The organism is Streptomyces sp. JJ38, from assembly GCF_019303475.1.
Classification (GTDB): Bacteria; Actinomycetota; Actinomycetes; order Streptomycetales; family Streptomycetaceae; genus Streptomyces.
Genome location: NZ_JABLSI010000065.1, coordinates 1 through 26,966 on the forward strand (window position 1 = coordinate 1; position 26,966 = coordinate 26,966).

A 26,966-nucleotide genomic window follows, 5' to 3' on the forward strand; every position below is an offset into this window, starting at 1 on the left:
GCTTGAACCAGATGTTCGGGAAGGCCAGGAACCGGTGCCAGGCCACGCCCATGTTGGTGTTGAGCGAGACCGTGATCATCCAGATCATCGACACGCTGATCTTGATCGTGGCGAAGACGTAGACCAGCGTCTCCAGCGTGCCGACCTCAAGGCCGCTGAAGGCGGCGACCAGCGGGTAGGAGAGGAAGTACGCGGCCTCGTAGCTCTCCACGTGGTGCAGGGCGCCCTCCAGGCCGCGCAGCACCAGGATCGCGAGCCCGATGGTGAAGATGACGTACTCGACGAAGTACGCCTGCCACGCCTTCGAGCCGGTGAACCGCGACTTCCGGCCCGCCCGCGAGGGGAGGTTCAGCAGCCGGATCACCATCAGGGTGGCGATACCCAGCGTCGTCGTGGCACCGATGAACTCGATGTACATCTCGTACGGCAGGAACCCGCCGATCACCGGCAGCAGCCAGTCCGGCTCGAACAGCTGCCCGTAGGCGTTGGCGAGCGTGGGCGGCAGGGTGAGGAAGCCGATCGCCACGAACCAGTGCGCGACACCGACGATGCCCCACCGGTTCATGCGCGTGTGGCCCAGGAACTCCCTGACCAACGTGACGGAGCGCTGCCACGGGTCGTTCAGGCGGGTACCGGCCGGGACGGGCTGCCCGAGCCTGAAGAACCGCACGAACTGGGCGACGGCTCGCGCGAGCAGAGCAACGCCGATCACGCTGAGTGTCAGCGAGATGACGATCGCGGCGAGTTGCATGGGGGCTCCTCGGGCCTGCGGAGGCGATAGCGGCGTCGACCGGGCTGGGCCCGGCCTCAACGGATGCGTACTAGGTAGTAACTTAGTCAGTCCGTACGAGACTACCCACTATCCGTCCGGCGCTGTAGCTGCCCCAGCGGTGATCTGCGTCGCTGAGGGTGGGCTAACCACGGCCCGCCCGCGGCCTGGGAACACGGCCTCGACCCGTGCCTCGCACCGCCGCCTGCCGCCGCCTCGGGCCGCCGCCTCGGGCTGCGTGCTCGGGTCGCGTGCTCAGAGCACGACGCCGTGGGCGCGGAGCCAGCGGACGGGCTCGACGTGGGAGCCGTCCCGCGGTGAGCGACGGACCTCGAAGTGCAGGTGCGGGCCGCTGGAGTTCCCCGTGGAGCCGGAGAGGGCGATCTGCTGGCCCGCGCAGAGTCGCTGGCCGACGCCGACCTGGATGACGGACAGGTGGGCGTAGTGCGTGTAGGAGCGGTCGTCGTGGCGGACGACGATCTCGTTGCCGTAGGCGCCCGCGTACCCGGCGCGCACGACCGTGCCGGGGCCGACGGTGCGGACCGGGGTGCCGGTGGGCACGGCGAAGTCCTGGCCGGTGTGGCCGCGGGACCAGCGGGCGCCCCGGGCCGCGTAGCCCGCCGTCAGCGCGTAGGACGCCACGGGCCTCACCCAGCGGCCGGAGCCTGCGCGGACGTTCCGGGGGGCCGGTGCGGCGGAGGCGCGCTCGCGGAGCCGGGCCGCCCGGGCCCGGGCGCGCTGGAGCTGGGCGTCCACCTGGCGTTTGAGCCGGTGGCGGCGTGTCTCCTCGGCCCGCAGGCGGCTCAGGGCGCGGTCGGCCTTCGCTTTCTGGTCGGCCAGTTCCGCGCGGGCCTGCCGCGCCGTCTCCGCCAGCCGGGCCGCGGCCCGGTGGCTGCGGTTCACATAGGCGGAGGCGGCGAGGAACTCCTCGGGGGAGTCGGCCACCACGACCCGGGCCTCCGAGAGGCTGGTGCCGGTGCGGTACTCGCTGGCCGCGGCGGCGCCGACGGCCTGGCGCAGCCGTTCGTACTCGGCACGCTTGTGCTCCAGCCGTCCGGTGAGCGCGCCGACGGTTCGACGCTGCCGCTCGGCGGCGGCCCGGGCCTGCCGGTACCGCTCGGTGACGCGGCCGGCCTGGTGGGAGATCCGGTCCGCGTCGGCCGTGGCGTGTTTCGCGGAGCGCAGCGGCTGGATGCCGGCCGGGTCGTTGCCGGGGGGCCGGGGCGGGGTGGCCGTCGCGGTGCCGCCGGTGAGGGCGGCGGCCAGTGCGGTGCCGGCCAGGAGCAGGGGCAGGGAGCGCGCACGCCGGTGCGGGTGAGCCTGCACGGACACCATCTCCCGTCGGGGGAAGGGGGTTCACGAGGGGGCACGGAGTTCACGGAGTTCACGCGGGGTCATGCGTGTTCACGGTCACTCGCTGCCCTGTCCTGGGCGCGTGATCCTTAAATCCCGAACCGGGATAATGGCGACATATTTCCATCAACGGCAGGAATAGGATGATGAGTCGACATCCTTCTTGTCGGGGAGCGTGAACCCCGGAAGGGGTGACCGGCGTCTCGGCGGGCGAGGGCGAGTGTGTCCGCGGTCTCCCCCTCGTCGCGGTCCGGGGCGGTGAACGGTGCGATGGGCTCCGAAGCCACGGCCTCAAACCTTGTGACCTGCGGTGATACATCTGCTGCGCGTGCACGCGTCAAGTGACTTGAGCCTGTTCGACTCAACTGCGTTGACATCGGTTCGCCCGTCATGCACGCTTGAGTCAGTTCCACTCAAGGCTTAACTGGAGGAGATCCCGAAATGGCACGTGCGGTCGGCATCGACCTGGGTACGACGAACTCCGTCGTCAGTGTCCTCGAAGGCGGTGAGCCCACCGTCATCACCAACGCGGAGGGTGCCCGGACCACGCCGTCCGTCGTCGCCTTCGCGAAGAACGGCGAAGTCCTGGTCGGTGAGGTCGCCAAGCGCCAGGCCGTCACCAACGTGGACCGGACGATCCGGTCGGTGAAGCGCCACATGGGCACCGACTGGAACATCAACCTGGACGGCAAGGACTTCAACCCGCAGCAGATCAGCGCCTTCGTGCTGCAGAAGCTGAAGCGGGACGCCGAGGCCTACCTGGGCGAGAAGGTCACCGACGCCGTCATCACCGTTCCGGCGTACTTCAACGACCACGAGCGCCAGGCCACCAAGGAGGCCGGCGAGATCGCGGGCCTGAACGTCCTGCGCATCGTGAACGAGCCGACGGCCGCGGCCCTCGCCTACGGCATGGAGAAGGAAGACCAGACGATCCTGGTCTTCGACCTCGGCGGCGGCACCTTCGACGTCTCGCTGCTGGAGATCGGTGACGGCGTCGTCGAGGTGAAGGCCACCAACGGTGACAACCACCTCGGTGGTGACGACTGGGACCAGCGCATCGTCGACTACCTGGTCAAGCAGTTCCAGTCCGGTCACGGCGTGGACCTGGCCAAGGACAAGATGGCCCTCCAGCGGCTGCGTGAGGCCGCCGAGAAGGCCAAGATCGAGCTGTCCTCGTCCACCGAGACGACGATCAACCTGCCCTACATCACCGCCTCCGCCGAAGGCCCGCTGCACCTCGACGAGAAGCTGACCCGGGCGCAGTTCCAGCAGCTCACGCAGGACCTGCTGGACCGCTGCAAGACCCCGTTCCACAACGTGATCAAGGACGCGGGCATCCAGCTCAGCCAGATCGACCACGTCGTTCTGGTCGGTGGCTCGACCCGTATGCCGGCCGTCGCCGAGCTGGTCAAGGACCTGACCGGCGGCAAGGAGGCCAACAAGGGCGTCAACCCGGACGAGGTCGTCGCCATCGGTGCCTCGCTCCAGGCCGGTGTCCTCAAGGGCGAGGTCAAGGACGTCCTGCTGCTCGACGTCACCCCGCTGTCCCTCGGCATCGAGACCAAGGGCGGCATCATGACCAAGCTCATCGAGCGCAACACCACGATCCCGACGAAGCGTTCGGAGATCTTCACCACGGCCGAGGACAACCAGCCGTCGGTGCAGATCCAGGTCTACCAGGGCGAGCGCGAGATCGCGGCGTACAACAAGAAGCTCGGGATGTTCGAGCTGACCGGCCTGCCGCCCGCCCCGCGCGGCGTCCCGCAGGTCGAGGTCACCTTCGACATCGACGCCAACGGCATCATGCACGTCTCCGCCAAGGACCTCGGTACCGGCAAGGAGCAGCGCATGACCGTCACCGGCGGCTCGGCCCTGCCCAAGGACGACATCGAGCGCATGATGCGGGACGCCGAGCAGTACGCCGAGGAGGACTCCAAGCGCCGCGAGGCCGCGGAGACCCGCAACCAGGCGGAGCAGCTCGTCTACACGACCGAGAAGTTCCTCCAGGAGAACGAGGACAAGGTCCCGGCCGACACCAAGTCGGAGGTCGAGGAGGCCGTCGGCGACCTCAAGGAGAAGCTGAAGGGCGAGGACACCGCGGCCATCCGCGAGGCCACCGAGAAGGTCGCCGCGACCAGCCAGAAGCTCGGCCAGGCTCTCTACGCCGACGCCCAGGCAGCCCAGCAGGCCGCGGGCGGTGCCCAGGGTGACGGCGCCCAGGCGCAGGGCGGCGAGGACGACGTCGTCGACGCCGAGATCGTGGACGACGAGAAGCCGAAGGGTGGTGCGGCGTGACGGAGGAGACCCCGGGTTTCGACAAGGACGAGAAGCCCGACGTCCCCGCCGACGCCTCCGCATCGCCTGATGAGGGTGCCGCCCAGGGCGCCGGGTCCGCCGAGGAGGCGGGCCCGGCGGCCGGGGCCGGGGACTCGAAGGAGCTTCAGGAAGTGGCGCTCACCGCGCAGCTCGACCAGGCCCGGACCGCGCTCAACGAGCGCACCCAGGACCTGCAGCGGCTGCAGGCGGAGTTCGCCAACTACCGCCGCCGCGTGGAGCGGGACCGCGTCGCCGTCAAGGAGATCGCGGTCGCCAACCTGCTCACGGAACTCCTGCCCGTGCTCGACGACATCGGGCGCGCGCGGGACCACGGCGAGCTGGTCGGCGGCTTCAAGTCGGTGGCCGAGTCGCTGGAGACGGTGGCGGCCAAGATGGGGCTGCAGCAGTTCGGCAAGGAGGGCGAGCCCTTCGACCCGACGGTGCACGAGGCCCTGATGCACTCCTACTCGCCCGACGTCAACGAGACGACGTGCGTGCAGATCCTGCAGCCGGGTTACCGCATCGGCGAGCGCACCATCCGCCCCGCGCGGGTCGGTGTCGCCGAGCCGCAGCCGGGAAGCACGTCCGGCGCCTCCGGCGAGGAGCCGGCGCAGGGCGGCGACGAGCCGCAGGCCGCGGACAAGGAGAACGGTGGCCCGGACGAGGGCTGACGGGGACGGGCGCCTCCGGGCGGGCCGTGGTGAGTGGCCCGCCCGGGACGTCGCAGGACGAGGGAAGGAGGGACGCCGCGGATGAACCTCAGCAGGGAAGTGCTGGAGAAGGACCTGTACAAGGTTCTCGGTGTCCCCAAGGACGCCACCGAGGCGGAGATCAAGAAGGCGTACCGCAAGCTCGCCCGCGAGTACCACCCGGACGCCAACAAGGGCGACGCCCGCGCCGAGGAGCGGTTCAAGGAGGTCGGCGAGGCCAACGAGGTCCTGTCCGACGCCAAGTCCCGCAAGGAGTACGACGAGGCGCGCGCGCTGCTCGGCTCCGGCGGGTTCCGTCCCGGGCCCGGCGCCGGGGGCGGCTCCTTCAACTTCGATCTGGGTGACCTCTTCGGCGGTACCCAGGGCGGCGGCAGTCCCGGCGGCGGCTTCGGCGGCGGCCTGGGCGACGTCTTCGGCGGCCTGTTCAACCGCGGCGGCGCCGGTACCCGGACGCAGCCGCGGCGCGGCCAGGACGTCGAGTCCGAGGTGACACTCAGCTTCACCGAGGCCGTGGACGGCGCCACGGTGCCGTTGCGGATGTCCAGCAGCGCCGCCTGCAAGGCCTGTTCGGGCACCGGGGACAAGAACGGCACGCCGCGCGTGTGCCCGACGTGTGTCGGGACGGGGCAGGTCAGCCGGGGCGGCGGTGGCGGCTTCTCGCTGACCGACCCGTGCCTGGACTGCAAGGGCCGCGGCCTGATCGCCGAGGACCCGTGCGAGGTCTGCCGGGGCAGCGGCCGGGCCACCAGCTCCCGCACCATGCAGGTGCGCATTCCGGCGGGCGTCTCGGACGGGCAGCGCATCCGGCTGCGCGGCAAGGGCGCCCCCGGGGAGCGGGGCGGTCCCAACGGCGACCTCTACGTCGTCGTCCACGTGGACGCGCACCCCGTCTTCGGGCGGCGCGGCGACAACCTGACGGTCACCGTGCCCGTGACCTTCGCGGAGGCGGCGCTGGGCGCGGAGATCAGCGTGCCCACGCTCGGCGGCCCGCCGGTGACGCTCAAGCTCCCGGCCGGTACGCCCGGCGGGCGCACGATGCGGGCCCGGGGCAAGGGGGCCGTGCGCAAGGACGGCACCCGCGGGGACCTCCTCGTCACGGTGGAGGTGACGGTACCGAGGGAGCTGGGAAAGAAGGCCAAGGAGGCCCTGGAGTCCTACCGCGCCGCGACGGAGGGCGAGGATCCGCGGGCCGCGCTGTTCGAGGCCGCGAAGGGAGAATGAGGTGGACGGCCGAGGTGCACGCAGGGACAACCCTGCTTCCCGCTTCCGCGGGGGTGGTCCCCCCTATGAGTTGACCGACGAGTCGCCGGTCTACGTCATCTCGGTCGCCGCCCAGCTCTCGGGGCTGCACCCGCAGACCCTGCGCCAGTACGACCGGCTGGGGCTGGTCTCGCCGGACCGCACGGCCGGGCGCGGCCGGCGCTACTCGGCGCGGGACATCGAGCTGCTGCGCGAGGTACAGCGGCTCAGCCAGGTGGAGGGCATCAACCTCGCCGGCATCAAGCGGATCATCGAACTGGAGAACCAGGTCTCGGCGCTGAAGGCACGCGTCGCGGAGCTCCAGCAGGCCGTCGAGGGCGCGGCGGTGGCGATGCGTCAGCGCGAGGCGCAGGTGCACGCCTCCTACCGGCGGGACCTGGTGCGCTACGAGGACGTGCAGCAGTCCAGCGCGCTCGTCGTCTGGCGCCCCGGCCGCACGGAGTAGACCACGCGGGCCCCTCAGCCGTTCCGCCGGTCCGCCCGCGGGCCGAGCACGTGGGCGACGAGGACGGCGGCGTCGTCGTGGTCGTCCTGGAGGCCGGTGCTGCGCAGGTTGCGCAGCAGCCGGTCGCAGGTCTGCTCCAGGTCGCGCTGCGGGCCGTCGAGGAGCCCCAACAGCCGCCCCAGCCCCACGTCGATGTCCTCGTCCCGCCGCTCCACGAGGCCGTCCGTGTAGAGGACGAGCCGGTCGCCGGGGCTGAGGGGCACCGTCATGCTGTGGAAGCCCACGCCGCCCACACCACCGACGCCCAGGGGGGCGCCGGTGGGTACGTCCAGCAGCTCGGGCGTCTTCCCCTGCCGGACCAGGACGGGTGGCAGGTGTCCGGCGTTGGCGAGGCAGACGGCCCCGAGGTGCGGGTCGTAGAGGGCGTAGGCGCAGGTGGCGATGTAGTTGTCGATCCCCGCGGTGATCTTGTCCAGGTGCCGGAGCAGGTCCGCGGGGTCGAGGTCCAGCTCGGCGAGGGTCTGCGTGGCGGTGCGCAGCCGCCCCATCGTCGTCGCGGCGTTGATGCCGCTGCCCATGACGTCGCCCACGATGAGCGCCGTCTTGCCCCCGGTGAGGGGGAGGGTGTCGAACCAGTCGCCCCCGACCTCGCTCGCGGAGCCCGCGGGCTGGTAGCGGGAGGCGACGTCGAGGCCCACCAGGTGCGGCGGGTGCTGCGGGAGCAGGCTGCGCTGCAGGGTGAGGGCGGTGTTGCGCTGGCGTTCGTACCAGCGGGCGTTGTCGATGCACACGGCCGCGCGGTTGGCGAGCTCGACGGCCAGGGCCACGTCGTCGTGGTCGAAGGGCACCGGGTTGCGGCCGCGCTTGAGGTCGAGGACGCCGAGGACCGTGCCGCGGGCGATCAGCGGCACGGCCAGGTAGGAGTGGATGCCGGACCGGGCGAGCAGCGCGGCGGACTCGGCGTCGCGGGCGATGTTGCGCAGGTTCGACTCCGCCACATGGGGGACGAGGATGGGCCGGGCCGTGCGGACGCAGCGCGTGACGAGCCGGTCGGGGCCGTAGCGGGCGAGCTCTCCGGGGCTGTCGGCGGCCCGGATGGCCTCGGTGGGGTAGCCGGCGAAGACGGCGAGAGCCCGGAAGACGACCGCCTCCTCCGGGGCCGTCGGGCGGCGCCCCTGGAGCGCGGAGTCCAGCACGTCGACGGCCGCGATGTCGGCCAGCTCGGGGACGGCGACGTCGGCGAGCTCACGGGCGGTGGTCTCCAGGTCGAGGGTGGTGCCGATGCGGATGGAGGCGTCGGCGACCACGGCCAGCCGGTGCCGCGCGCGTTCGGCCTCGATCGCGGCCCGGTGCCGGTCGGTGACGTCGACGACCGAGCCGGCCAGGCCCAGCACGCGGCCCGTGGCGTCCTCCAGACGGTGGAAGGAGACGGACCAGGCGTGGTCGTGCTGGGGGTCGGCCATGGTCCGGCCGACCGTGTACTGGTCGAGCAACGGGACGCCGCTGTCGAGGACCTGGCGCATGGCCCCCTCCAGCGCTGTTGTGTCCACCCCGGGCAGGACGTCCGCGACCCGTCGCCCCAGGTGCCGCTCGACGGACAGCCCGTTGATCTCCGCCAGCGCCGGGTTGACGCTGACGTAGCGCAGGTCGGTGTCGAAGACCCCCAGCCCGATCGGCGACTGCTCGACCAGCCGCACCGACAGCGCCACGTCGCGCTCCACCCGGCGCAGGACGGACTGGTCGGTGGCCAGGGAGAGCGCGTAGACGTCCCCGAGGTCGTCCAGGAGCCGCATGTTGCGGAACTCCAGAACCCGGGTGCCGCCGTCCTTGTGCCGCACCGGGAAGCTGCCCGCCCAGCTGCCCTCCTCGCGGGCCATGACATCGGCGAAGAGCTGGAGCACCATCTCGACCTGTTCCTCGTGCACCAGCAGCCGGGCGGCGTACCGCCCGAGCGCCTCCTCGGGCGTGTAGCCCAGGAGGGCCTGGGCCTGGGGGCTCCAGAAGACGATGCGGCCCCGGTCGTCCATGACGATGGCGGCCACGCCGAGGACGTCGAGCAGCTCGCCGCGCTCGGAGGGGTGGGGCTCGGCCCGGCGCCCGGGGCCCGGCTTCCTGAGGTGACCGGCCGCGTCGGCGTGCGGGTGCCCCTCAGCGCTCATCCCAGCCCTCCTTCCGCCCGCTGGGCGCGGACGCGGCGCCTGCTCGCCCCGGCCCCGCTCTCGTGCTCCCATCATCCTCCGCGGCCGCTGGGGCGGCACGTTCCTTGCCGTCCGGGATTCCCGGAGCGGGCGGTGCCTCCGGGCGTGCGGTTCCCCTTTGGGCGGTGCGGACGCGCACCGGCGCACCGCCCGGGTCGTGGGGCCCGGGCGGTGCGCCGTGTCGAGCGGTGCCGTCAGCAGGTGGAGCGTGGCCGTTCGCCCGCGAAGCGTTCGCCCAGCCAGGTGAACACCTTCGGGTAGGCGGCGACGGCCCCGCCCACGTGCGTCGGCCCGAGGTTCCAGGAGAACTCGACGGTGGCGCCCTGGGCGCACCAGTCGGAGGCCAGGTTCTTGCCGAGGCGGTAGGGGATGACGTCGTCCAGCAGGCTGTGGGTGACCAGCGTCGGCACGGCCGGCCTGCGGTCCCCGATCCGCTGCTCGTCGACGACGGCCTTCCACAGCGGCTGCTTCAGGTACTCGGACAGCGGCTCGCCGCTCGCGGTCAGGCGCGAGGAGCGGGTGAACGCGTGCCGGGCCACGGCCTCGATGGTGCAGTAGCGCCTCGCCTCCTCGACGAACCTCTCCCCCCTGTCGTTGAGGTACGGGGCGGGGTCGATGCCGGCGCCCGCGGCGAGCCCGGAGACGGCGTAGCCGAGGAAGCCCGCGTACAGCGAACCGTCCAGCGTCTCGGCGACGGCGTTGAGGTCGGTGGGCACGGCACCGGCCGCGACGCCCCGGAGGTCCAGCTCGGGCGCGTAGGCGGGGGCCAGCTCGGCGGCCGCGGCGGCGGCCCCGCCGCCCTGCGAGTAGCCGGTGATCGCCACCGGGCCGTCGTCCGCGATTCCGGCCTCCGGGAGCCGCTGGGCGGCGCGGACGGAGTCCAGCACGGCCTGTCCGGAGACGGCGCGGTTCACGTAGGTGTGGTCGCCGGGCGTGCCCAGGCCCTCGTAGTCGGTGAGGACGACGGCGTAGCCGCGCAGGAGCAGCCCCTTGACGAAGAGGCCCTCGTACTCGGTGCCGGCGGCGAGCTGCCGTGAGGGGGCGCAGTGGTCGCCGAGGCCCTGGGTGCCGACCGCGTAGCCGACGAGCGGCCGGTCGCCCCCGCCGGTCCACGCGGCGCGCGGCGTGATGACGGTGCCGGTGACGGCGATGGGCTCGCCCGCGCCGTCGGTCGAGCGGTACATGATCCGGTGGACGTCCGCGTCCGCCTCGATCAGCTGGAACGGGTCGAGGTGGAAGACGGACGGCTCCGCGCGGATGACATCGCCGTTGCCGGCGGGCAGCGTGGCGGGCGGCTCGTAGAACTCCGGACGGTCGGAGGTCGCCTGGGCGGGGGAGGAGACGAGCCCGAACGACGCCGTGGTCGCCAGGAGCACGAGCGCGGCGGCGGCCCGTCGCCGCAGGCGTGACGTCCGTGAGGCTCGTGACGTCCCCGGCGGGATTCTCCGGCTCGGTCGGTCAGGGTGGGGCGAGTGCATGGACACTCCCGGGGTGTATGCGGCCTGAAAACGACCTTACGGTTCAGTAAGGTCGTTCGGAGGATCCGCCGCGCGGGCACCTTTCGTCTACGCACGGAAGTGAGCGTCCCGGTTTGGGACGCGTCACGAAGCACGTCGCGTTCGCGGGCCGCCGGCGCACCCCCGGCGCCGGGGCCCGGCGCCCGCCCCCGTACCCTCACGGGTCACGTGCCCCCGCCGACGAGGCCCCGTGTGAGACCCGGGATACCGGTGAGAAGACGATGCGCCTGAGACGTCCGCCGCGCTCCAAGGCGGCCGAGACCCTGGTCGGGCCCTCGGCGTCACCGGGTGCGGTGTGGCGGCGTCACGGCACCCGAGGCCCGCTGAGGCCGCCCGCCGCGTCACCCGGTCGGCCGGGCAGCGGTGGCCGTACCACCCGGCGGCTCGCACGGTGTGGTGATGGAGCACATACGGACGGCGGCGGCAGCGCTCGCCACCGTCTTCGCCGCCATCGCCGTGGCCGGGACGACGGGCCCCGCGCACCTGACCGGCGTCGTCGGCGCCGGGCGCGCGGCCGAGGGCGCCGACGTGCGGGGCGCGCCGTGGACGAGGCCGGGCGTCGCCACCGTGGGCAAGCTGGTGACCGAGCTGGGGGACGGGCGGTTCGGGGTCTGCTCGGGCGCGATAGTGGACTCGCCCAGCGGCAGCGTCGTCGCGACGGCCGCGCACTGCCTGACCTCGCCCGCGCACCCGCGAGGCCCCCGGCACGCCTGGTTCGCGCCCGGCTACGGCGGCCCGGAGCACAGCCCGCCGGCCGGTGACATCGGCCCCGGTGACGTCGCGGAGCACGGGTGGAAGGTCGTCTCGTACCACACGCCGCCCGGCTGGGACGTCAACCGCAGCCTGGAGGACATACTCCCGCACGACTACGCGTTCGTGACCGTGGAACGGCGCGACGGCCACAGCATCCAGGAGGCCTTCGGGGCGAACGCGCTCGACTTCGCGCCGGTCGACGCCGCCGTTCCGGTGCAGCCGATGGGGTACCCGGCCGCCGCGCCCTACGACGGCGCGACCCTCGCCCACTGCGCGGGCCGCGCGGAGCTCCTGACGGAGGGGACGGCGCACGCGGCGAACGTCGGCGGCCTGCTGCTCCAGCCCTGCCGGCTCACGCGGGGGGCCAGCGGAGGGCCCTGGCTCCAGCACTACGACGCCGGGGCCGGGGCGGGCACCGTGGTCGGCGTGATGTCCGTGGGCAGCGGGGACGGACGCGTCCTCGGCCGGCCGTTCCCGGCGAAGGCGGGCCGCGCCCTGTTCGCGCAGGCCGACGCCGCCTGAGCCCTGCCTCAGGCGCGACCCATCGCCCGGTCGACGGTGATCTCGATGACGACGCGGTTCGGGTTCGGCCGCGGGGTGCGCTCGTACCGCTCGGCGTACCGCCGCACGGCGTCGGCGACGGCGTCCGGATCGGTACGGACGACGGCCGTCCCCTCCAGGGTGGCCCAGCGGCGCGGCGCGAACTGGCAGACGGCGACCCTCGCCCCGCCCGGCCCCGCGGCCCGTACATGGGCCACCTTCCGGCTGTTCCCGTCGGAGATGACGCGGGCGATCCCCTCCTCCGGGGCCCAGGTGACCCCGACGGGGACGACGTGCGGCGTGCCGTCGGGCCGGATCGAGGTGAACGCGCACACGTGCCGCTCACGCCAGAACGCCAGGTACTCGGGGCTCAGCGCCTTCGGGTCGACTCCCATCCGAGCAGGGTATGCGCCGCCCGGCTCCGAGCAGGTCCGAGGTGTCCAGCTCGAAGCCGAACGGGTCGGGCAGCGGCAGCGGCTTCCCGAAGCTCACGGACTCGGTGCGCGTGTAGTCGTCCTCGACGGGCTCACTCAGCAAGTGTTGTCGCGACATGACCCCAGGGAAGCTCTGACCAGGTGTTTCGCCCGATCGAATGATCGCGGCGCCGGGCGCCCCGAGGGGTTGAGTCGTCAGCGCTCAACTTTGTGTACGCTAGAGGCATCAGGGTCAGCATCTGCTGTGTGGAGTACGAGGAGGAACGTCGACCGTGGACGCCGAGCTGACGAACAGGAGCCGGGACGCGATCAGCGCGGCCGGCAGCCGTGCCCTGACCGGCGGGCACGCCGACATCACCCCGGCCCACCTGCTCCTCGCCCTGCTGGAGGGGCAGGACAACGAGAACATCCAGGACCTGCTGGCATCCGTCGAGGCGGACCAGGCGGCCCTGCGGTCGGGCGCGGAGCGGCTGCTCGGCGCGCTCCCCGTGGTGCAGGGCGCCTCGGTGGCCAAGCCGCAGGCCAGCCGGGAACTGCTGGCCGCCGTGGCGGACGCCTCGCAGCGGGCGAAGGAGCTGGGAGACCAGTACGTGTCCACCGAGCATCTGCTCATCGGCATCGCCGCCAAGGGCGGGCAGGCCGGGGAGCTGCTGCGCGGCCAGGGCGCGACGGACCGCAAGCTGCTGGAGGCCTTCGCCGCGGCCCGCGGGGGCCGCCGGGTGACGACGGCGGACCCGGAGGGCACGTACAAGGCGCTGGAGAAGTTCGGCACCGACCTGACGGCCGCGGCCCGGGACGGCAAGCTCGATCCCGTCATCGGGCGTGACCAGGAGATCCGCCGCGTCGTGCAGGTGCTGTCCCGGCGGACCAAGAACAACCCGGTCCTGATCGGCGAGCCCGGTGTGGGCAAGACGGCCGTGGTCGAGGGGCTGGCCCAGCGGATCGTGAAGGGGGACGTGCCGGAGTCGCTGCGCGACAAGCGGCTGGTCGCCCTGGACCTGGGCGCGATGGTGGCCGGGGCCAAGTACCGCGGTGAGTTCGAGGAGCGGCTGAAGACGGTTCTCGCGGAGATCAAGGAGAGCGAGGGGCGGATCGTCACGTTCATCGACGAGCTGCACACCGTCGTCGGCGCGGGTGCCGGCGGGGACTCGGCGATGGACGCGGGCAACATGCTCAAGCCCATGCTGGCGCGCGGCGAGCTGCGCATGGTCGGCGCGACGACGCTGGACGAGTACCGCGAGCGCATCGAGAAGGACCCGGCGCTGGAGCGGCGCTTCCAGCAGGTGCTGGTGGCCGAGCCGAGCGTCGAGGACTCGATCGCGATCCTGCGCGGCCTGAAGGGCCGGTACGAGGCGCACCACAAGGTGCAGATCGCCGACAGCGCGCTGGTCGCCGCCGCCGCGCTCTCCGACCGCTACATCACCTCCCGCTTCCTGCCGGACAAGGCGATCGACCTGGTGGACGAGGCCGCCTCGCGGCTGCGCATGGAGATCGACTCCTCGCCCGTCGAGATCGACGAGCTCCAGCGCTCGGTGGACCGGATGCGGATGGAGGAGCTGGCGCTCTCCGGCGAGTCGGACCCGGCCTCCGTCGAGCGGCTGGAGAAGCTGCGCCGCGATCTGGCGGACCGCGAGGAGGAGCTGCGCCGCCTCACCGCCCGGTGGGAGAAGGAGAAGCAGGCGCTCAACGCGCTCGGTGAGCTGAAGGAGCGGCTGGACGAGCTGCGCGGTCAGGCCGAGCGGGCCGAGCGCGACGGCGACTTCGACACCGCCTCCAAGCTGCTGTACGGCGAGATCCCCTCCGTCGAGCGGCAGCTGGAGGAGGCCGCGCGGGCGGAGGCCGAGCAGGAGGCCGCCCCCGACACGATGGTGAAGGAGGAGGTCGGCCCGGACGACATCGCCGACGTGGTCGCCTCCTGGACGGGCATCCCGGCCGGACGGCTGCTGGAGGGCGAGACGCAGAAGCTGCTGCGGATGGAGGAGGAGCTCGGCCGTCGGCTGATCGGGCAGGCGGAGGCCGTGCGGGCCGTCTCGGACGCCGTGCGCCGCACCCGCGCCGGCATCGCCGACCCCGACCGGCCCACCGGTTCGTTCCTCTTCCTCGGCCCCACCGGCGTCGGCAAGACGGAGCTCGCCAAGGCGCTGGCCGACTTCCTCTTCGACGACGAGCGGGCCATGGTCCGCATCGACATGAGCGAGTACGGCGAGAAGCACTCGGTGGCCCGGCTCGTGGGTGCCCCGCCCGGCTACGTCGGCTACGAGGAGGGCGGCCAGCTCACGGAGGCGGTGCGGCGGCGCCCGTACACCGTCGTGCTGCTGGACGAGGTGGAGAAGGCCCACCACGAGGTCTTCGACATCCTGCTCCAGGTGCTCGACGACGGCCGGCTCACCGACGGCCAGGGCCGCACCGTGGACTTCCGCAACACCATCCTCGTCCTCACCTCCAACCTCGGCAGCCAGCACCTCATGGACCCCCTGGCCAAGCCCGAGGACCAGCGGGAGAAGGTGCTGGCGGCGGTCCGCCAGGCCTTCCGCCCCGAGTTCCTCAACCGGCTGGACGACCTCGTCGTCTTCTCGTCGCTGACCGGTGACGAGCTGGAGCGGATCGCGCAGCTGCAGATCGACGCGCTCCAGCGGCGGCTGGCCGACCGGCGGCTTAGGCTGGAGGTCACCGAGGCCGCCCGGCACTGGCTGGCGGTCGAGGGCAACGACCCGGCGTACGGCGCGCGTCCGCTGCGCCGACTGGTGCAGACCGCGATCGGTGACCAGTTGGCCCGGGAGATCCTGAGCGGTGAGGTGCGCGACGGCGACACCGTCCGGGTCGACGTCGCCGGGGGCGGTCTGCTCGTCGGACCGGCCACCGGCTGAATCCCGCGGTACCCCGGTCCGGCGGGCGGCCTCCCGGCGTCCTGCCGACGTTTTCCGCCGGACGGCCCACCTGGCCGGGGTTGCGGGGACCGGGCCGTCGTGGGGGAGGATGGCCGCAGCCGTACGAAGGGAACACCTACGTGAGCATCGACCCGTCCTCGATTCCCAATTTCGGGGGCCAGGAGCCGCAGCAGCCGCAGGGGGGTCCGCCGCAGGGGCCGATCGTCCCCGACCAGGACCTGGTCAAGCAGCTGCTCGACCAGATGGAGCTGAAGTACGTCGTCGACGACGAGGGCGACCTCGCGGCGCCGTGGGAGCAATTCCGCACCTACTTCATGTTCCGCGGCGAGAAGGAGCAACGGGTCTTCTCGGTCCGTACGTTCTACGACCGGCCGCACTCGATCGACGACAAGATCAAGATCCTCGAGTCGATCGACGACTGGAACCGCCGCACCCTGTGGCCCAAGATCTACACGCACACCCACGACGACGGCACGGTCCGCCTCATCGGCGAGGCCCAGATGCTGATCGGCACGGGTGTGTCGCTGGAGCACTTCGTCTCCAGCACCGTGAGCTGGGTGCGGGCGTCCATCGAGTTCGACAAGTGGCTCGTGGAGTCGCTCGGGCTGGAGAAGGACGCCGAGTCCGGCCCCGAGGGTCCGGAGAGCACCGAGGGCTGACCGGCCCCCACTCGACAGGGGCGCGGCCCCGGACGCCAGGCGTCCGGGGCCGCACTCACGCCCGGGCTCAGTCGCCCGGGCCCGGGCCTCGTACCCTCTCGCCGGCCGCCGGCGGCTCCGCCGCCGCTTCGGGCACGGCGGCGTCCGACGCGGCGGTGTGACGGCTACCGCTTGCCGCCGGTCTGCGCGAAGACGTCGTTGACGATCTTCTGCGCCAGCTGCCTCTCCTCTTCGGGGGTATCCACGCTGACCCACAGCAAGGACTCAGCCCGCTCCCCGTCGTCACCCTCGTGGGTGAAGTGCCGCCACAACAGCATCTCGTATCGGTTCTCCGCTCCCCCCGCCTCCCGTACGGCGTACGACGTCCCGAAGCCGAGCCTCGTCCAGTCGGCTTCCTCCGAGCGGGACTTACGAGCGCCCCGCAGCAGGGCGTCCCTGTCCTCGTCAGCGCAGCCGTGGCCGCAGTAGCGCAGGGCGAGCTCGACGCGTACGTCGTGCGGGGGCGGGCCGCCGCCCTGCGCTGGTTCCCGCGACTCGCAGTCGCGCGCGGTCAGCCCGGCCTCCCAGTCGTCCACAGAGGGTCCGAAGCCGCAGCTGAGCTGCTTCGGCGCCCGGAAGGCGAAGGGGAAGCCCGACAGCCGCCACAGGTATGAGCGCTCCTGGTCCTTCCATGTCGCGCCGTGCACGGCCCCCCGCGCCTCGCGCCGGTAGAAGGAGAACCGGTGCTGGCCCTCCTCGGGTATCCGGGACTTCGGCGGGTCGGCCAGGGTCCCGTCCCCGCCCGCGCCGTCCTCGGCCCACTGCGGTCCCGCGGCACGCAGCGCCTTGCGGAACAGGATCTCGGCCACGGCCGCGGTGCGTTCCCTGGTGGCGAACTCCTCGGCGTACTGGACACTGATCACCGCGTTGCCGTAGCGCGCAACCAGTGCCGCTCGCCACGGCGACACGTCCATGAAGTCCCACACGGAAGGCTGCTGCCAGAAGACGGCGTACGCCTCGTCTCCGAACCCGTGCAGCGTGACGTCCTCACCCACCCCCATCCTGCCCAGGTCGAACCAGGCCTCGGCCTCGCGGACGCCGTGCTGCCGCATGCTCGTCCGGTACCACTGGGCCCGGACGTCGATCCGCACCTCCGGGTCGAACGGTGACTGCTCGGTGACCGAGCATCGAGTCCCTTCCGCGAGCGGCTGCACGACGCCGTCGGCCATGAGCCGTCCCAGGTCCCGCTCGTCGAGCAGCGAGCACGCGCCGGGCAGCGCCTGGACAGGCAGAGCGGTGGTCATGACCAGCACGCCGCTGCCGAGCAGCAGGACCGCCATGCTGCAGACCGTCGCCGCGAGACCCATCCCGAGCCGCCCGCCCACCGGCCTCCGGCCCCGGCCGCCCGGCCCACGGTCACGGTGGCCTACCCCACCGTCGTCGCGGGAGCCGTCACCGGGGCCGTCACGGGAGCCGTCACCGGGGCCGTCACGGGAGCCGTCACCGGGGTCGTCTCCGGAGTGCGCGCCACGACGGTCGTGCGCGGAGACGTCCTCGGCAAGCCGGTCCCGCAGCTCGATGTGCCGGAACTGGTAGAAACCGCCGGTCTGGCGCAGCACGCCGCGCCGGTGCGCGTCCCGCAGAAACGCCATGAGCCGACGGGGCAGCCTTCCGCCCGCCGCGAGCCAGAGCCGGGCCACGGTGTACCGACCCCAGGCGGAGACGGCGACGCCGTACATCAGCCAGCTCACCAGCGATCCGCCGCCGACGACGACCCAGTCGAGGACGGAGACGTGGTGCCGCCCGTGCCCGAACGACTGCCACCAGAGGAGCATCGGCACGGGAAGGAGTAACAGCGCACGCGGATAGTCGGGCGACCGCGACCGCACCATGTCGAGGAACCCGAAGGCGAGCACGGCTCGCCGGTCGGCACGGAGCAGCCCGTCCGGCGAGTCGGCGAGCGCCGTGTCCGCGGGCCGCCACACGGCCTCATGCAGATGTGCGCCGACCGCCAGCAGCGAAACCGCGCCGACCACCGCTCCGAATACCGAGCCCTGCACCAGGGCGGTCGCCCAGCCCGCCACCAGACCGGTGCCCGTCAGGCCCACGCCCCAGCGCACGGGACGCCGCCGCAGCGCCGCCAGCATCCGACGGGCCGACAGCCCGGTGAGCCGGTGCGGAGGCAGCCGCCACTGGTCCCGGCCCCTGACGGTGGCGAGACCGGTGAAGGCTCCCGCGAGCGCCGCGGCGACGGCGAAGCCGCCCCACAGCGGCACGTCCACCACCTCCGGCTGCCACCACGGCTTCCCGAACGCCGCCAGACGCAGGCAGACACCGGCGACCGCCAACGCGGGCACGAACCCGAGTACACGCACCCACCAGGGCACCTCACGGTCGAGTTCCCACCAGGCGAACTCCGTCCGCCCCGCCGCCCGCATCCGCGCCGCCAGGAACCCGGCCCACATGCGGGCCTCGTCGGGGGAGCTGCCGCCGTGCAGCTCCCGCCACGACCGCGAGGAGCTGTAGACCGCGTCCAGGTAGGCGGCGTACAGATGACGCCGCAGCTCCTCGACGCTGCCGAAGCGCCCTGGTGCGACCAGCTCGTCCGGGTGCCGGTCCTCGTCGTCCGGCCCGTAGGCGGCCCGCGCGAGCCCGACCATCAGCGGCACGTCCAGCGCCTGGAGCAGCAGCCGCGCCTCGGGTGAGCGGTCCGGCGCGGCCTCGGTCAGCCGGCCGACCACGTTCCGCCAACGCGCCCTGCGCCCGCCCGCGCTCAGATACGCGCCGACCGCCTGCGGGGTCAGCGGTTCCAGCCGGATCTCCGTACGCAGGAAGTCGGAGTCGGCGGGCACCTGTTCCCCGTACTCCTCGGGGCGGCTCGTCAGGACGAAGGGCCGGGACTCGGGCATGGCGCGCAACTCGGCGAAGGCCACCGTCCGCGCCGCCTCGGGCAGTTCGTCGAAACCGTCGAGCACGAGCAGCACTCGTCCGGTGTCCACGAGATACGCGGCCGTCCGTTCCGGCGGCGCCCCCGGCACCGGCGCGCACGCCTGCGGGTGCTCGGCCGCGAGCTGCCCGGCCGCCCACGCCTCGAGCCCCCGCCCGGTGTCCCAGGAGGCCAGCGACACCACGACGGGCACGGGCGAGGCCGCGCCGTTCCCCGTCGCCCGGCCCGCCCGCCGCCGCAGCAGGTCCCGGGCGAGCCGCAGTACGAGCACGGACTTCCCGGCACCGGCGGGCCCGAGCACGACGAGCCTCCGGTCGGGCACCGCGGCGGCGTCCTCGAAGTAGTCGGCGATGGACCGCTCGTGTGCGTCCGGCCCGTCTCCCCGCCCCCGCCAGAGCACGTCGAGGGTCTGCGGGTCATCGGCCTGCCGCAGCCGTTCGTCGTCCTCGTAGCGTTGTAACAGCGCCTCGGCGACATCGTCGGCGGCCTTGTCGAGTACGCGCGCGGAACTCCAGACCGCTTCACTGCGCCGCCGGACGCGCACCAGCCGCGCCGCCACCCACAGCCCCAGAGCGCTCCCCAGGCACAGCCACCCCACCCACACCGGGCTGAGCCCCCAGCCGTCCGGCACCGGTAGCCGGGGCCGGTACAGCAGCAGTACGGACCCGAGCACCGTGAGCAGCCCCGGAGCGCCGAACTGTACGTAGAGGTTCAGCCGCTCGACGGTTCCGACCTGGACGACCGTCTGCTGCCGACCGCCGAACACCTCCTGGCGCACCTCACCGGGCGGCCTGCGACGGAGCACCCCGCTCCCCTGCCGTCAGCCCTCCGCCCCCGGTCGCCCGGGACTGCCGAGGTTCAACGTGCCTATGTGCCGCGCCTGCACCACCGTTCCCTGGGTGCCGCCGTAGATCCCCATGGTCACGCTGTCTCCCCCGTGTCGGTCCCGCCAGGCGTCCAGCTCCCGGCCGAACTCGGCGTCCCGCTGCGCCCGCTCCGTGAGCGCCCGGGCGAGCGCACGCGCCCTCCCGGCGTCCTCGGGCGTGGCCCGCAGCTCCTCCAGCTCCCCCTGCCCGGGAACTGCATGGGCGTCCCCGTCTCCGTCGCTGCTCGCCGCCGGCCGCCGCCGCACCAGCTCGCACAGCGACTGCCACGCTCCCTGCCCGGCGGCCCCGGCGGTACCGCCCGCGAGGGCCATCAGAAGCTCGACCGCTATCGCGTCCACGCTACGAGAGTAGGGCGTTTCCGGCGTGTCGTCAGGCGGGTCAGCTCGACAGCGCTCTGGCCGGCGCGATTCCTCCGGCCTCGCCACCCGCCTCGCCCGGCCCCCGGGCGGCCCCTGAACGGGCTCGCCGAGGTCCGGTGGGCTGGGCGAGCTCGCGGTATGACCGGCAGGCCGGACGAAGCGGCCCTGGGTTCAGCTCGTCAGGTCCCGCAGGCGCTTTGCCGCTTCCCGAAGGACGTCGTCCTGCTTGCAGAAGGTGAAGCGGACCAGGCTGCGGCCGGCGTCGGGGTCGTCATAGAACACGGAGTTCGGGACGGCGACGACGCCGCACCGTTCCGGGAGGGCGCGGCAGAAGGCGTAGGCGTCGCTCTCGCCGAACGGCGTGATGTCGGTGGTGATGAAGTACGTGCCCTGGGGCTGGTAGATCTCGAACCCGGCCGCTCGCAGCCCGTCGGCGAGCAGGTCGCGCTTGCGTTGCAGGTCGGTGCGGAAGCCGTCGAAGTAGGTGTCCGGCAGACGGAGCGCCTCGGCGACCGCGTACTGGAACGGGCCCGCGCTGACGTAGGTGAGGTACTGCTTGGCGGTTCGGACGGCGGCGAGGAGCGGCGCGTCCGCCATGGCCCAGCCGACCTTCCATCCGGTGAAGGAGAACGTCTTGCCGGCGGAGGAGATGGAGACCGTGCGCTCGCGCATGCCGGGGAGCGTGGCGACCGGGAGGTGGGCGGCACCGTCGAAGGTCAGGTGCTCGTACACCTCGTCGGTGACGACGAGCAGATCGTGTTCGACGGCGATCGCGGCGATGGACCTCTGCTCTTCGGGGGTGAGGACCGTCCCGGTCGGGTTGTGCGGGGTGTTGAGGAGCAGGAGGCGGGTGTGCGGGGTGATCTTGGAACGCAGCTCGTCCAGGTCCGGGCGGAAGGACGGGGCGCGCAGGGTGAGGGGCACGCGCTGGGCTCCGGCCATCGCGATACAGGCCGCGTAGGAGTCGTAGTAGGGCTCGAAGGCGATGACCTCGTCGCCGGGTTCCAGCAACGCGAGCATGGTCGCCGCGATGGCCTCCGTCGCGCCTGCGGTGACCAGGACCTCCGTGTCCGGGTCGAGGCCCAGGCCGTAGAAGCGGTCCTGGTGTTCGGCGATGGCCCGGCGCAGCTCCGGGACGCCGAGGCCGGGCGGGTACTGGTTGCCGCGGCCGTCGCGCAGCGCGCGGACGGCGGCCTCCCGGACCTCGTCGGGCCCGTCGGTGTCGGGGAAGCCCTGGCCGAGGTTGATGGCCCCGGTGCGTTGGGCGAGTGCGGACATCTCGGCGAAGATCGTCGTTCCGAACTCGGCGAGGCGTGGGTTCAGCAGAGGTCGTCCCATGTCCGGCATCCTCACCGATCGCCCCCGGCGCGGCGCAAGCTCTGAGCTTGCTCAAGTCTGCTTTGGACGGCACGGGGTGCGGGCATCCGCCAGGCAACGGCCTGCTCCGTCGGGGGGCGGGGCAGTTCGGAGGGGGTTGATCAGGATGGGTGGGCTCGTCGTCGTCGTGCTGGTGTGCGTGGTGGTGGCCGCGGTCGTCGCGGTGCTCGTGGCCAGGGTCGGATCGGGTTCGGGCCCGGCCAGGGGCGTGCGCCGCTCCGCGGGGGGCGCCACGCTCTACGGAGCTCCCGGCGGTTCCGACGGAGGCTCGTCCTTCGGCGGCGGCGGTGGCGGCGGCTTTGACGGCGGTGGCGGCGGTGGCGGCGGTGGCTTTGACGGTGGTGGCGGTGGTGGCGGCGGCTTTGACGGCGGTGGCGGTGGTGGCGGTGGTGGTGACTGCGGCTGACCTGCGGGGAGGTCGCTGAACGGGGTCCGGGCCGGCCCCGCCCGACGGGGGTGCGGGCGGGACCGGCCCCGGTGTGAGAAGCGCATATGCGGGGTGAAAACCGCACGAACGTTGAACAGATGACCACTACCGCCCCCTCCGGTATGGAAACGTCCAGAAGTTGGGTAAAACCGCTGTGGACTCGGTGTCGAGCGTGATTCGGTGAGGGCGTATCAGGAGCCCATGCGGGCACGAGCCGGCGATCTCAGGAACTCGAGGTGCATCCCCGCCCAGTGGCCGGCCCACCCCTCAACCGGCCCATCACTCCACACGTGCTTGCGGAGCCGATCCATGCTCACCACGCTCAAGACCGCCTACACCGACACCCGCGCCGGCGACCTCGCCTGGGCCCTGGGGCGGGAGCCGCTCCCGGCCCTGGCCACACTCGATCTGGAACTTGACGGAACCCGGGCGCAGTTGAGGCTGCTGGGCGCCTCCCACCAAGTGCTGCTCGATGACGAGAGCGGCAGCTGCTCGGAGACGGTGGCCTGTATGCCGGGGAGCAGCAGCCCCCTGCCGCTCGGTGTGTCCAAACGGCTGGGACGCTGGGAGTACGAGTTCGCGACCCGGGTCGAGACCCTCTCCCGCGGCTCGTTCGCGGGGCGGGCGCAGGATCTGCTGGCCCTGGTGTCCGAGCATCCGAACGGACTGGCCGGGACGTTCCCCGGCGATCCCTACGCTTTCACCGCGCTGCTCGTCCAGCGTCACGGCGGGCAGGTCTCCTGGCGCACCTGGCACGCGTACCCGCAGGAGGGGCGGCTCGTGGCCACGCGGACCCGGGTCGCCGTGGGCGCTGGGGAGGCGGCGGCGGGAGCCGCGGCGCCGGGCTGACCGGGTCGGATTGCACTCGTGTGGGTGACGTTGTGCAGGTTTGGCGTCACGTAGCGTTCCCGGCATGATCGATCAGCCCGTGTCCGGGCGGGCGGCACAGCCCGACGTGTCGCGGCGGGCTCCGGAGGACACACCCGTCCGGCTGCCCGTGCGGCCGGGGCTCGGCCGCTTCCTCGTCCTGTGCTCGGTGTTCGTCTGCGCCGCCTGCGGTCTCGTGTACGAACTCGCCCTCGTCGCCCTGGCGTCGTACCTCACGGGGGACTCGGTCACCCAGGCGTCCATCGTGCTGTCGGTGATGGTCTTCGCGATGGGTGTGGGGTCGTTGGTGGCCAAGCGGCTCCGATGCCAGGCCGTCTGCTGCTTCGGGCTGATCGAGTGCCTGCTCGCGCTGGTCGGCGGCGGTTCGGTCATGGCGCTGTTCGCCGCGTTCGCCTGGTTCGGTGCGTCCCGGGGCGTGGTGGTCGCGTTCTCCCTGGCCATCGGGGTGCTCATCGGGGCCGAGATGCCGCTGCTGATGACGCTCATCCAGCGCATCCGGGCCCAGGACGCGGGCAACGCCGTCGCGGACCTGTTCGCCGCCGACTACGTGGGCGCCCTCGTCGGCGGGCTCGCCTTCCCCTTTCTGCTGCTGCCGTTGTTCGGACAGCTCGTCGGGGCCCTGCTCGCCGGGGTCGTCAACGTGGCCGCGGGCGGGCTGCTCGTCCTGTGGCTCTTCCGGCACGACCTCTCGCCCAGGAAGCGGGTGGCGCTGACCTCGGTCTTCGCCGTCGTGCCCGCCCTGCTCGGCGGGGCGGCCGTCTTCTCGGAGCCGTTCGAGGAGGCCGCCCGGCGTGCGGTCTACGGCGGCGAGGTTCGCGTCGCCGTGCGTGGCGACGTACAGGAGATCGTGCTCATGGAGGGCGGCGGTGGGCACGGGAGGCGACCCGATGCCGCCGCACACGGCCCGTGCGGGCTGGAGCTGTACCTGGACGGGCGGCTGCGGGTCTGCGGAGCGGACGAGGCCCGCTATCACCAGGCCCTCGTCCGCCCGGCCATGGCGGCCGGGCCGGCTGAGCGGGTGCTCGTCCTCGGCGGTGGCGACGGGCTGGCGCTGCGGGAGGTACTGCGCCACCCGGACGTCGAGGAGGTCACCCTCGTCGAGCTCGACCCGCGCGTCGTCTCCCTGGCCCGCACCGACGCGCGGCTCAGCGCGCTCAACGACGGCTCCCTCGACGACCCCCGGGTGCGGGTGGTGACCGCGGACGCGTTCCGCTGGCTGCGCGGCTGGCCACACGAGGGGGAGCCGCCGTACGACGTCGTGGTCTCCTCCCTGCCCGACCCCCGGCTGGCGGAGAGCGTGCGGCTGTACTCCCAGGAGTTCTACGGGCTGCTCGCCCGGGCCCTCGCGGACGACGGCCGCTTCGCGGTGCACGCCGGCTCGGTCGGCGGGGCCGGGCCGGCCTTCTGGACGGTGGAGTCCACGCTGCGGGCGGCCGGGCTCCATCCCGTGCCGTACGCCGTCGACGGCCGGGCCTCGGGCTTCCCGGCCGACACCGACCGCGGCCAGCAGGAGGCCGCCGTCGGGCCGCACGCCGCCGACTGGGGCTTCCTGCTGGCCTCCCCCGGCTCCGCACCCCCGCTCGGCCTGGGTGAGGGCGCCGGCGGCGGTGCGGGCCCCGACGCCCTCACCCAGGCCGACCTCGACCATGCGGCGGCCAGCGCCGAACGCCGGCGGATTCCCGGGCTGCCCCCCTCCACGCTGCTGCATCCGCGCTATGGCTGACGGCCGCCGACGCCGGGTGCCGAAACGTTCCGAGCAGCGAGACGCCCGGGCGGGCGTTCCCGGGCGAAACGACGCGAGCGCGACATGGAGTCGCCACGCAACGGCCTTGGTGACGGTCCGCGCGGGTAGGCTCGCGTGCATGGAGCACGAGGTGTACGTCCCGTTTCCCGTCGGGCCGGTACGGGCGGCGCTCGCCGAGGCCGAGCGCGTCGCCCGCTGTGTGCCCGGGCTGCAACTCGACGCCGAGGAGGGGCCGGACGCCGACGCCGACGGTACCGTCACCGGCCGGCTCCGGGTACGGATCGGCGGCTCCACGATCACCTACCGCGGCTCCCTCGAGGTCACGGCGCAGGACGACGGGTTCCGCGTCGTCGGCAAGGGGGACGAGGCCCGCGGCCCCGGCTCGGCCCGCCTCACGCTGACGCTCGCACCCCGCCCCGCCGAGGGCCGCGGCGAGGCCGGCGCCGAGGACGCGGGCACGGTGCTGGTCTGCTCCGGCACGGTCCGCGGCAAGGGACGGCTCACCGAGGCCGAGCCCGCCCAGCGCGCCGCTCTCGGCCGCCGCTTGCTGGAACGGTTCGGCCAGGCGCTGGCCGAGAGCCTGGCCGCGGACCCGCCCGCCGACGACAACGAGCGCGTCATCCCCGGCATCCCCGCCCCGGACCAGCCGGGCGGTGCCAGGGAGGAGCCCCAGGCCGCGGCCCCGGCCGAGCCAGAGGAAGGCGAGCGGCCCGCGCAGCCCGAACAGCCCGAACAGCCCGGCCCCGAGGCTCCGGAGCCCGAGCGGCCCTCCGTCTTCGACACCGAGGTGCCGCCGCCCTCGCTGGACCCGCTGAGCGACGAGGGCTACGGCGAAGGGCACGAGGACCGCGAGGGAGCCGAGTCGGTTCCGGCCGAGGCCGCCCACGCCCGGCGGACGATGATCGGGCGCAGCGCGGAGGAGGTGGATCACGCCCCACCGCGCGGCCGGTACGCACCCGTCCCGGCCCCGGAGCCCCTCAGCACCCAGGTCGCCCTGCGCTGGGCCGCCCCGGCCGCCGCCCTGGCCGTGGCCTCCGCCGTCCTCGTCGGACGCGCCCTCCGCCGTCGCCGCTGAGGCCCGTCCGGCGGATCTGGCCGGACGGGGCCTAGTCTCGGAGGGTGACGACTGAGACCTCGATGGTTCGGCTGGCGGCTGGCGATGCCGAGGTGGCCGTCGAGCCCGAACACGGCTGCCGGATCGCCTCCTTGCGCGTCTGCGGCACCGAGCTGCTGGTGAGCGGCGAAGGCTACGGCTCCTTCGTGATGGTGCCCTTCTGCGGGCGCACGGACCGGGGACGCGTCCGCAACGGTGGGCGGGTGTACCAACTGCCGGTCGACGCGCCGCCGCACGCCCTGCACGGCTTCGCCCGGAACGGGCGCTGGCGCACGGTCGCCTCGGACGGCCGGTCCGCCGCGTTCACCTGGGAGCTGGGCGAGCCCTGGCCGTGGTCGGGCACGGTGACGCAGCTGGTGGAGCTGGCCGAGGACGGCGGCTCGTTGACCCTGACGCTCGGGGTGGAGACGGCGGCTGAGTCCTTCCCGGCCCAGGCGGGCTGGCACCCGTGGTGGCGCCGCAACCTCGGGCGGGGCGGCTCCGACGTCCGGGTGGACTTCACCCCCGCCTGGCAGGAGGAGCGGGGCCCGGACCACCTGCCCACGGGCCGTCGCGTCGAGCCGCGCCCCGGCCCGTGGGACGACTGCTTCGGCATGCCGGACGGCGTCGACGTCACCCTGACCTGGCCGGAGGAGCTGGAGCTGTCCGTGACGAGCCGGGCGGAGTGGGTCGTCGTCTACGACGAGCAGGAGGCCGCCGTCTGCGTGGAGCCGCAGTCGGGTCCGCCGAACGGACTCAACACCGCGCCGCGCCTGGTCACCCCGATCGAGCCGCTGGAGGTCAGTACGACCTGGGCCTGGCGGCGGGTCGAGGCGGAGGGCCGACGTCCGGCGGGCGCTGGATAGGCTCGGGGGCATGACCGATGCGCGTGCTGCGCTGTTGCAGCAGATCAAGGACAAGGCCGTGGTGCACGGCAAGGTGATCCTCTCCTCCGGGAAGGAGGCCGACTACTACGTCGACCTGCGCCGGATCACCCTCGACGGCGAGACGGCGCCGCTGGTCGGTCAGGTCATGCTCGATCTCACCGCCGACCTCGACTACGAGGCCGTGGGCGGGCTCACCCTGGGCGCCGACCCGGTGGCGACGGCCATGCTGCACGCCGCGGCGGCGCGCGGGCGGAAGCTGGACGCCTTCGTCGTGCGCAAGACCGGAAAGGCGCACGGTCTGCAGCGTCGGGTGGAGGGACCGGACGTGGCCGGACGGCGGGTCCTGGCCGTGGAGGACACCTCCACCACCGGTGGCTCGGTGCTCACGGCGGTCGAGGCGCTCCGGGAGGCCGGGGCCGAGGTCGTCGGCGTGGCGGTGATCGTCGAGCGGGGCGCCGCTCCGGCCGTCGAGAAGACCGGGCTGCCCTACTACCAGGCCTACCGCAGCGAGGACTTGGGTCTGAGCTGAGCCCGGC

Annotated in this window: 20 protein-coding genes and 1 pseudogene; 13 read left to right on the forward strand and 8 right to left on the reverse strand. The window is 73.0% G+C overall.

The features are described 5' to 3' along the window. Positions 1 to 751: pseudogene (locus HPT28_RS24520) on the reverse strand (Fe-S oxidoreductase); the annotation flags it as partial. 273 nt (positions 752 to 1,024) lie between these two features. Further along, positions 1,025 to 2,095 (reverse strand): M23 family metallopeptidase, encoded by a 1,071-nt coding sequence (locus HPT28_RS24525; RefSeq protein WP_219093817.1) that lies wholly within the window; start codon positions 2,093 to 2,095, stop codon positions 1,025 to 1,027. Between the two features lie 468 nt (positions 2,096 to 2,563). Between HPT28_RS24525 and dnaK the strand changes: the two genes are divergently transcribed. The 4 genes from dnaK to HPT28_RS24545 all read left to right on the forward strand — a co-directional run bounded on the left by dnaK (position 2,564) and on the right by HPT28_RS24545 (position 6,853). After that, complete coding sequence (gene dnaK, locus HPT28_RS24530) at positions 2,564 to 4,417, forward strand: molecular chaperone DnaK (protein ID WP_219093819.1); 1,854 nt, start codon at positions 2,564 to 2,566, stop codon at positions 4,415 to 4,417. Continuing rightward, on the forward strand, positions 4,414 to 5,109 hold the full coding sequence (gene grpE, locus HPT28_RS24535) for a nucleotide exchange factor GrpE (protein ID WP_219093821.1): 696 nt from the start codon (positions 4,414 to 4,416) through the stop codon (positions 5,107 to 5,109). Before dnaK ends, grpE begins: the two co-directional genes overlap by 4 nt. Positions 5,110 to 5,190: 81 nt before the next feature. Beyond that, positions 5,191 to 6,369 (forward strand): molecular chaperone DnaJ, encoded by a 1,179-nt coding sequence (gene dnaJ, locus HPT28_RS24540; protein WP_219093823.1) that lies wholly within the window; start codon positions 5,191 to 5,193, stop codon positions 6,367 to 6,369. A gap of 1 nt (position 6,370) precedes the next feature. After that, positions 6,371 to 6,853 carry a heat shock protein transcriptional repressor HspR gene (locus HPT28_RS24545; protein WP_308119501.1) on the forward strand — a complete coding sequence of 161 codons (483 nt, stop codon included), beginning with the start codon at positions 6,371 to 6,373 and terminating at the stop codon, positions 6,851 to 6,853. 14 nt (positions 6,854 to 6,867) lie between these two features. Here the strand turns inward: HPT28_RS24545 and HPT28_RS24550 are convergent, their stop codons facing one another. Together HPT28_RS24550 and HPT28_RS24555 are read right to left on the reverse strand one after the other, a co-directional pair. Beyond that, positions 6,868 to 9,012: a SpoIIE family protein phosphatase gene (locus HPT28_RS24550; protein ID WP_219093827.1), complete on the reverse strand. Its 2,145-nt coding sequence runs from the start codon at positions 9,010 to 9,012 to the stop codon at positions 6,868 to 6,870. A 233-nt stretch (positions 9,013 to 9,245) separates the two neighbouring features. Further along, positions 9,246 to 10,427 carry a lipase family protein gene (locus HPT28_RS24555; protein WP_308119502.1) on the reverse strand — a complete coding sequence of 394 codons (1,182 nt, stop codon included), beginning with the start codon at positions 10,425 to 10,427 and terminating at the stop codon, positions 9,246 to 9,248. Between the two features lie 540 nt (positions 10,428 to 10,967). On the opposite strand from HPT28_RS24555, the gene HPT28_RS24560 reads away from it, so the two are divergent. After that, positions 10,968 to 11,843: a serine protease gene (locus HPT28_RS24560; protein ID WP_219093831.1), complete on the forward strand. Its 876-nt coding sequence runs from the start codon at positions 10,968 to 10,970 to the stop codon at positions 11,841 to 11,843. Positions 11,844 to 11,851: 8 nt separating this feature from the next. Here the strand turns inward: HPT28_RS24560 and HPT28_RS24565 are convergent, their stop codons facing one another. After that, on the reverse strand, positions 11,852 to 12,256 hold the full coding sequence (locus HPT28_RS24565; protein ID WP_219093833.1) for a pyridoxamine 5'-phosphate oxidase family protein: 405 nt from the start codon (positions 12,254 to 12,256) through the stop codon (positions 11,852 to 11,854). Between the two features lie 311 nt (positions 12,257 to 12,567). Here HPT28_RS24565 and clpB point away from each other — a divergent pair, with 311 nt between their 5' ends. Together clpB and HPT28_RS24575 are read left to right on the forward strand one after the other, a co-directional pair. Continuing rightward, the gene (gene clpB, locus HPT28_RS24570) at positions 12,568 to 15,162 is read left to right on the forward strand and encodes an ATP-dependent chaperone ClpB (RefSeq protein ID WP_219093835.1); all 2,595 of its coding nucleotides are present in this window, start codon (positions 12,568 to 12,570) and stop codon (positions 15,160 to 15,162) included. Positions 15,163 to 15,302: 140 nt separating this feature from the next. Continuing rightward, positions 15,303 to 15,842, forward strand: a complete 540-nt coding sequence (locus HPT28_RS24575) for a YbjN domain-containing protein (protein WP_219093836.1) — start codon at positions 15,303 to 15,305, stop codon at positions 15,840 to 15,842. Between the two features lie 164 nt (positions 15,843 to 16,006). On the opposite strand, the gene HPT28_RS27520 is transcribed toward HPT28_RS24575, so the two are convergent. The 3 genes from HPT28_RS27520 to HPT28_RS24590 form a co-directional block, all read right to left on the reverse strand. Further along, positions 16,007 to 19,573 carry an AAA family ATPase gene (locus tag HPT28_RS27520; RefSeq protein WP_219093838.1) on the reverse strand — a complete coding sequence of 1,189 codons (3,567 nt, stop codon included), beginning with the start codon at positions 19,571 to 19,573 and terminating at the stop codon, positions 16,007 to 16,009. Between the two features lie 15 nt (positions 19,574 to 19,588). Continuing rightward, complete coding sequence (locus HPT28_RS24585; protein WP_219093840.1) at positions 19,589 to 19,993, reverse strand: hypothetical protein; 405 nt, start codon at positions 19,991 to 19,993, stop codon at positions 19,589 to 19,591. 192 nt (positions 19,994 to 20,185) lie between these two features. Beyond that, positions 20,186 to 21,352, reverse strand: coding sequence for a pyridoxal phosphate-dependent aminotransferase (locus HPT28_RS24590; RefSeq protein WP_257579373.1), 1,167 nt, complete (start codon positions 21,350 to 21,352; stop codon positions 20,186 to 20,188). Between the two features lie 145 nt (positions 21,353 to 21,497). On the opposite strand from HPT28_RS24590, the gene HPT28_RS24595 reads away from it, so the two are divergent. From HPT28_RS24595 to pyrE, 6 genes are all read left to right on the forward strand, one after another. Further along, positions 21,498 to 21,797 carry a hypothetical protein gene (locus tag HPT28_RS24595; RefSeq protein ID WP_219093844.1) on the forward strand — a complete coding sequence of 100 codons (300 nt, stop codon included), beginning with the start codon at positions 21,498 to 21,500 and terminating at the stop codon, positions 21,795 to 21,797. 330 nt (positions 21,798 to 22,127) lie between these two features. Further along, positions 22,128 to 22,667 (forward strand): DUF2617 family protein, encoded by a 540-nt coding sequence (locus HPT28_RS24600; protein ID WP_219093846.1) that lies wholly within the window; start codon positions 22,128 to 22,130, stop codon positions 22,665 to 22,667. Between the two features lie 64 nt (positions 22,668 to 22,731). Continuing rightward, positions 22,732 to 24,429, forward strand: coding sequence for a polyamine aminopropyltransferase (locus HPT28_RS24605; protein ID WP_219093847.1), 1,698 nt, complete (start codon positions 22,732 to 22,734; stop codon positions 24,427 to 24,429). Positions 24,430 to 24,568: 139 nt separating this feature from the next. Next, positions 24,569 to 25,525 (forward strand): hypothetical protein, encoded by a 957-nt coding sequence (locus tag HPT28_RS24610; RefSeq protein ID WP_219093849.1) that lies wholly within the window; start codon positions 24,569 to 24,571, stop codon positions 25,523 to 25,525. Positions 25,526 to 25,587: 62 nt separating this feature from the next. Further along, on the forward strand, positions 25,588 to 26,409 hold the full coding sequence (locus HPT28_RS24615; RefSeq protein ID WP_219093864.1) for an aldose 1-epimerase: 822 nt from the start codon (positions 25,588 to 25,590) through the stop codon (positions 26,407 to 26,409). A 10-nt stretch (positions 26,410 to 26,419) separates the two neighbouring features. After that, positions 26,420 to 26,959 (forward strand): orotate phosphoribosyltransferase, encoded by a 540-nt coding sequence (gene pyrE / locus HPT28_RS24620; protein ID WP_219093851.1) that lies wholly within the window; start codon positions 26,420 to 26,422, stop codon positions 26,957 to 26,959. Positions 26,960 to 26,966: the final 7 nt, after the last annotated feature.

What these genes read in the sequence shown, in the direction of transcription:
- HPT28_RS24595 (WP_219093844.1), top strand. Translation starts at nt 21,498, where the DNA reads ATGGGTGGGCTCGTCGTCGTCGTGCTGGTGTGCGTGGTGGTGGCCGCG.
- HPT28_RS24610 (WP_219093849.1), top strand. Translation starts at nt 24,569, where the DNA reads ATGGAGCACGAGGTGTACGTCCCGTTTCCCGTCGGGCCGGTACGGGCG.
- dnaK (WP_219093819.1), top strand. Translation starts at nt 2,564, where the DNA reads ATGGCACGTGCGGTCGGCATCGACCTGGGTACGACGAACTCCGTCGTC.
- HPT28_RS24605 (WP_219093847.1), top strand. Translation starts at nt 22,732, where the DNA reads ATGATCGATCAGCCCGTGTCCGGGCGGGCGGCACAGCCCGACGTGTCG.
- pyrE (WP_219093851.1), top strand. Translation starts at nt 26,420, where the DNA reads ATGACCGATGCGCGTGCTGCGCTGTTGCAGCAGATCAAGGACAAGGCC.
- HPT28_RS24590 (WP_257579373.1), bottom strand. Translation starts at nt 21,352, where the DNA reads ATGGGACGACCTCTGCTGAACCCACGCCTCGCCGAGTTCGGAACGACG.
- HPT28_RS24550 (WP_219093827.1), bottom strand. Translation starts at nt 9,012, where the DNA reads ATGAGCGCTGAGGGGCACCCGCACGCCGACGCGGCCGGTCACCTCAGG.
- HPT28_RS24560 (WP_219093831.1), top strand. Translation starts at nt 10,968, where the DNA reads ATGGAGCACATACGGACGGCGGCGGCAGCGCTCGCCACCGTCTTCGCC.
- HPT28_RS24600 (WP_219093846.1), top strand. Translation starts at nt 22,128, where the DNA reads ATGCTCACCACGCTCAAGACCGCCTACACCGACACCCGCGCCGGCGAC.
- HPT28_RS24615 (WP_219093864.1), top strand. Translation starts at nt 25,588, where the DNA reads ATGGTTCGGCTGGCGGCTGGCGATGCCGAGGTGGCCGTCGAGCCCGAA.
- HPT28_RS24565 (WP_219093833.1), bottom strand. Translation starts at nt 12,256, where the DNA reads ATGGGAGTCGACCCGAAGGCGCTGAGCCCCGAGTACCTGGCGTTCTGG.
- dnaJ (WP_219093823.1), top strand. Translation starts at nt 5,191, where the DNA reads ATGAACCTCAGCAGGGAAGTGCTGGAGAAGGACCTGTACAAGGTTCTC.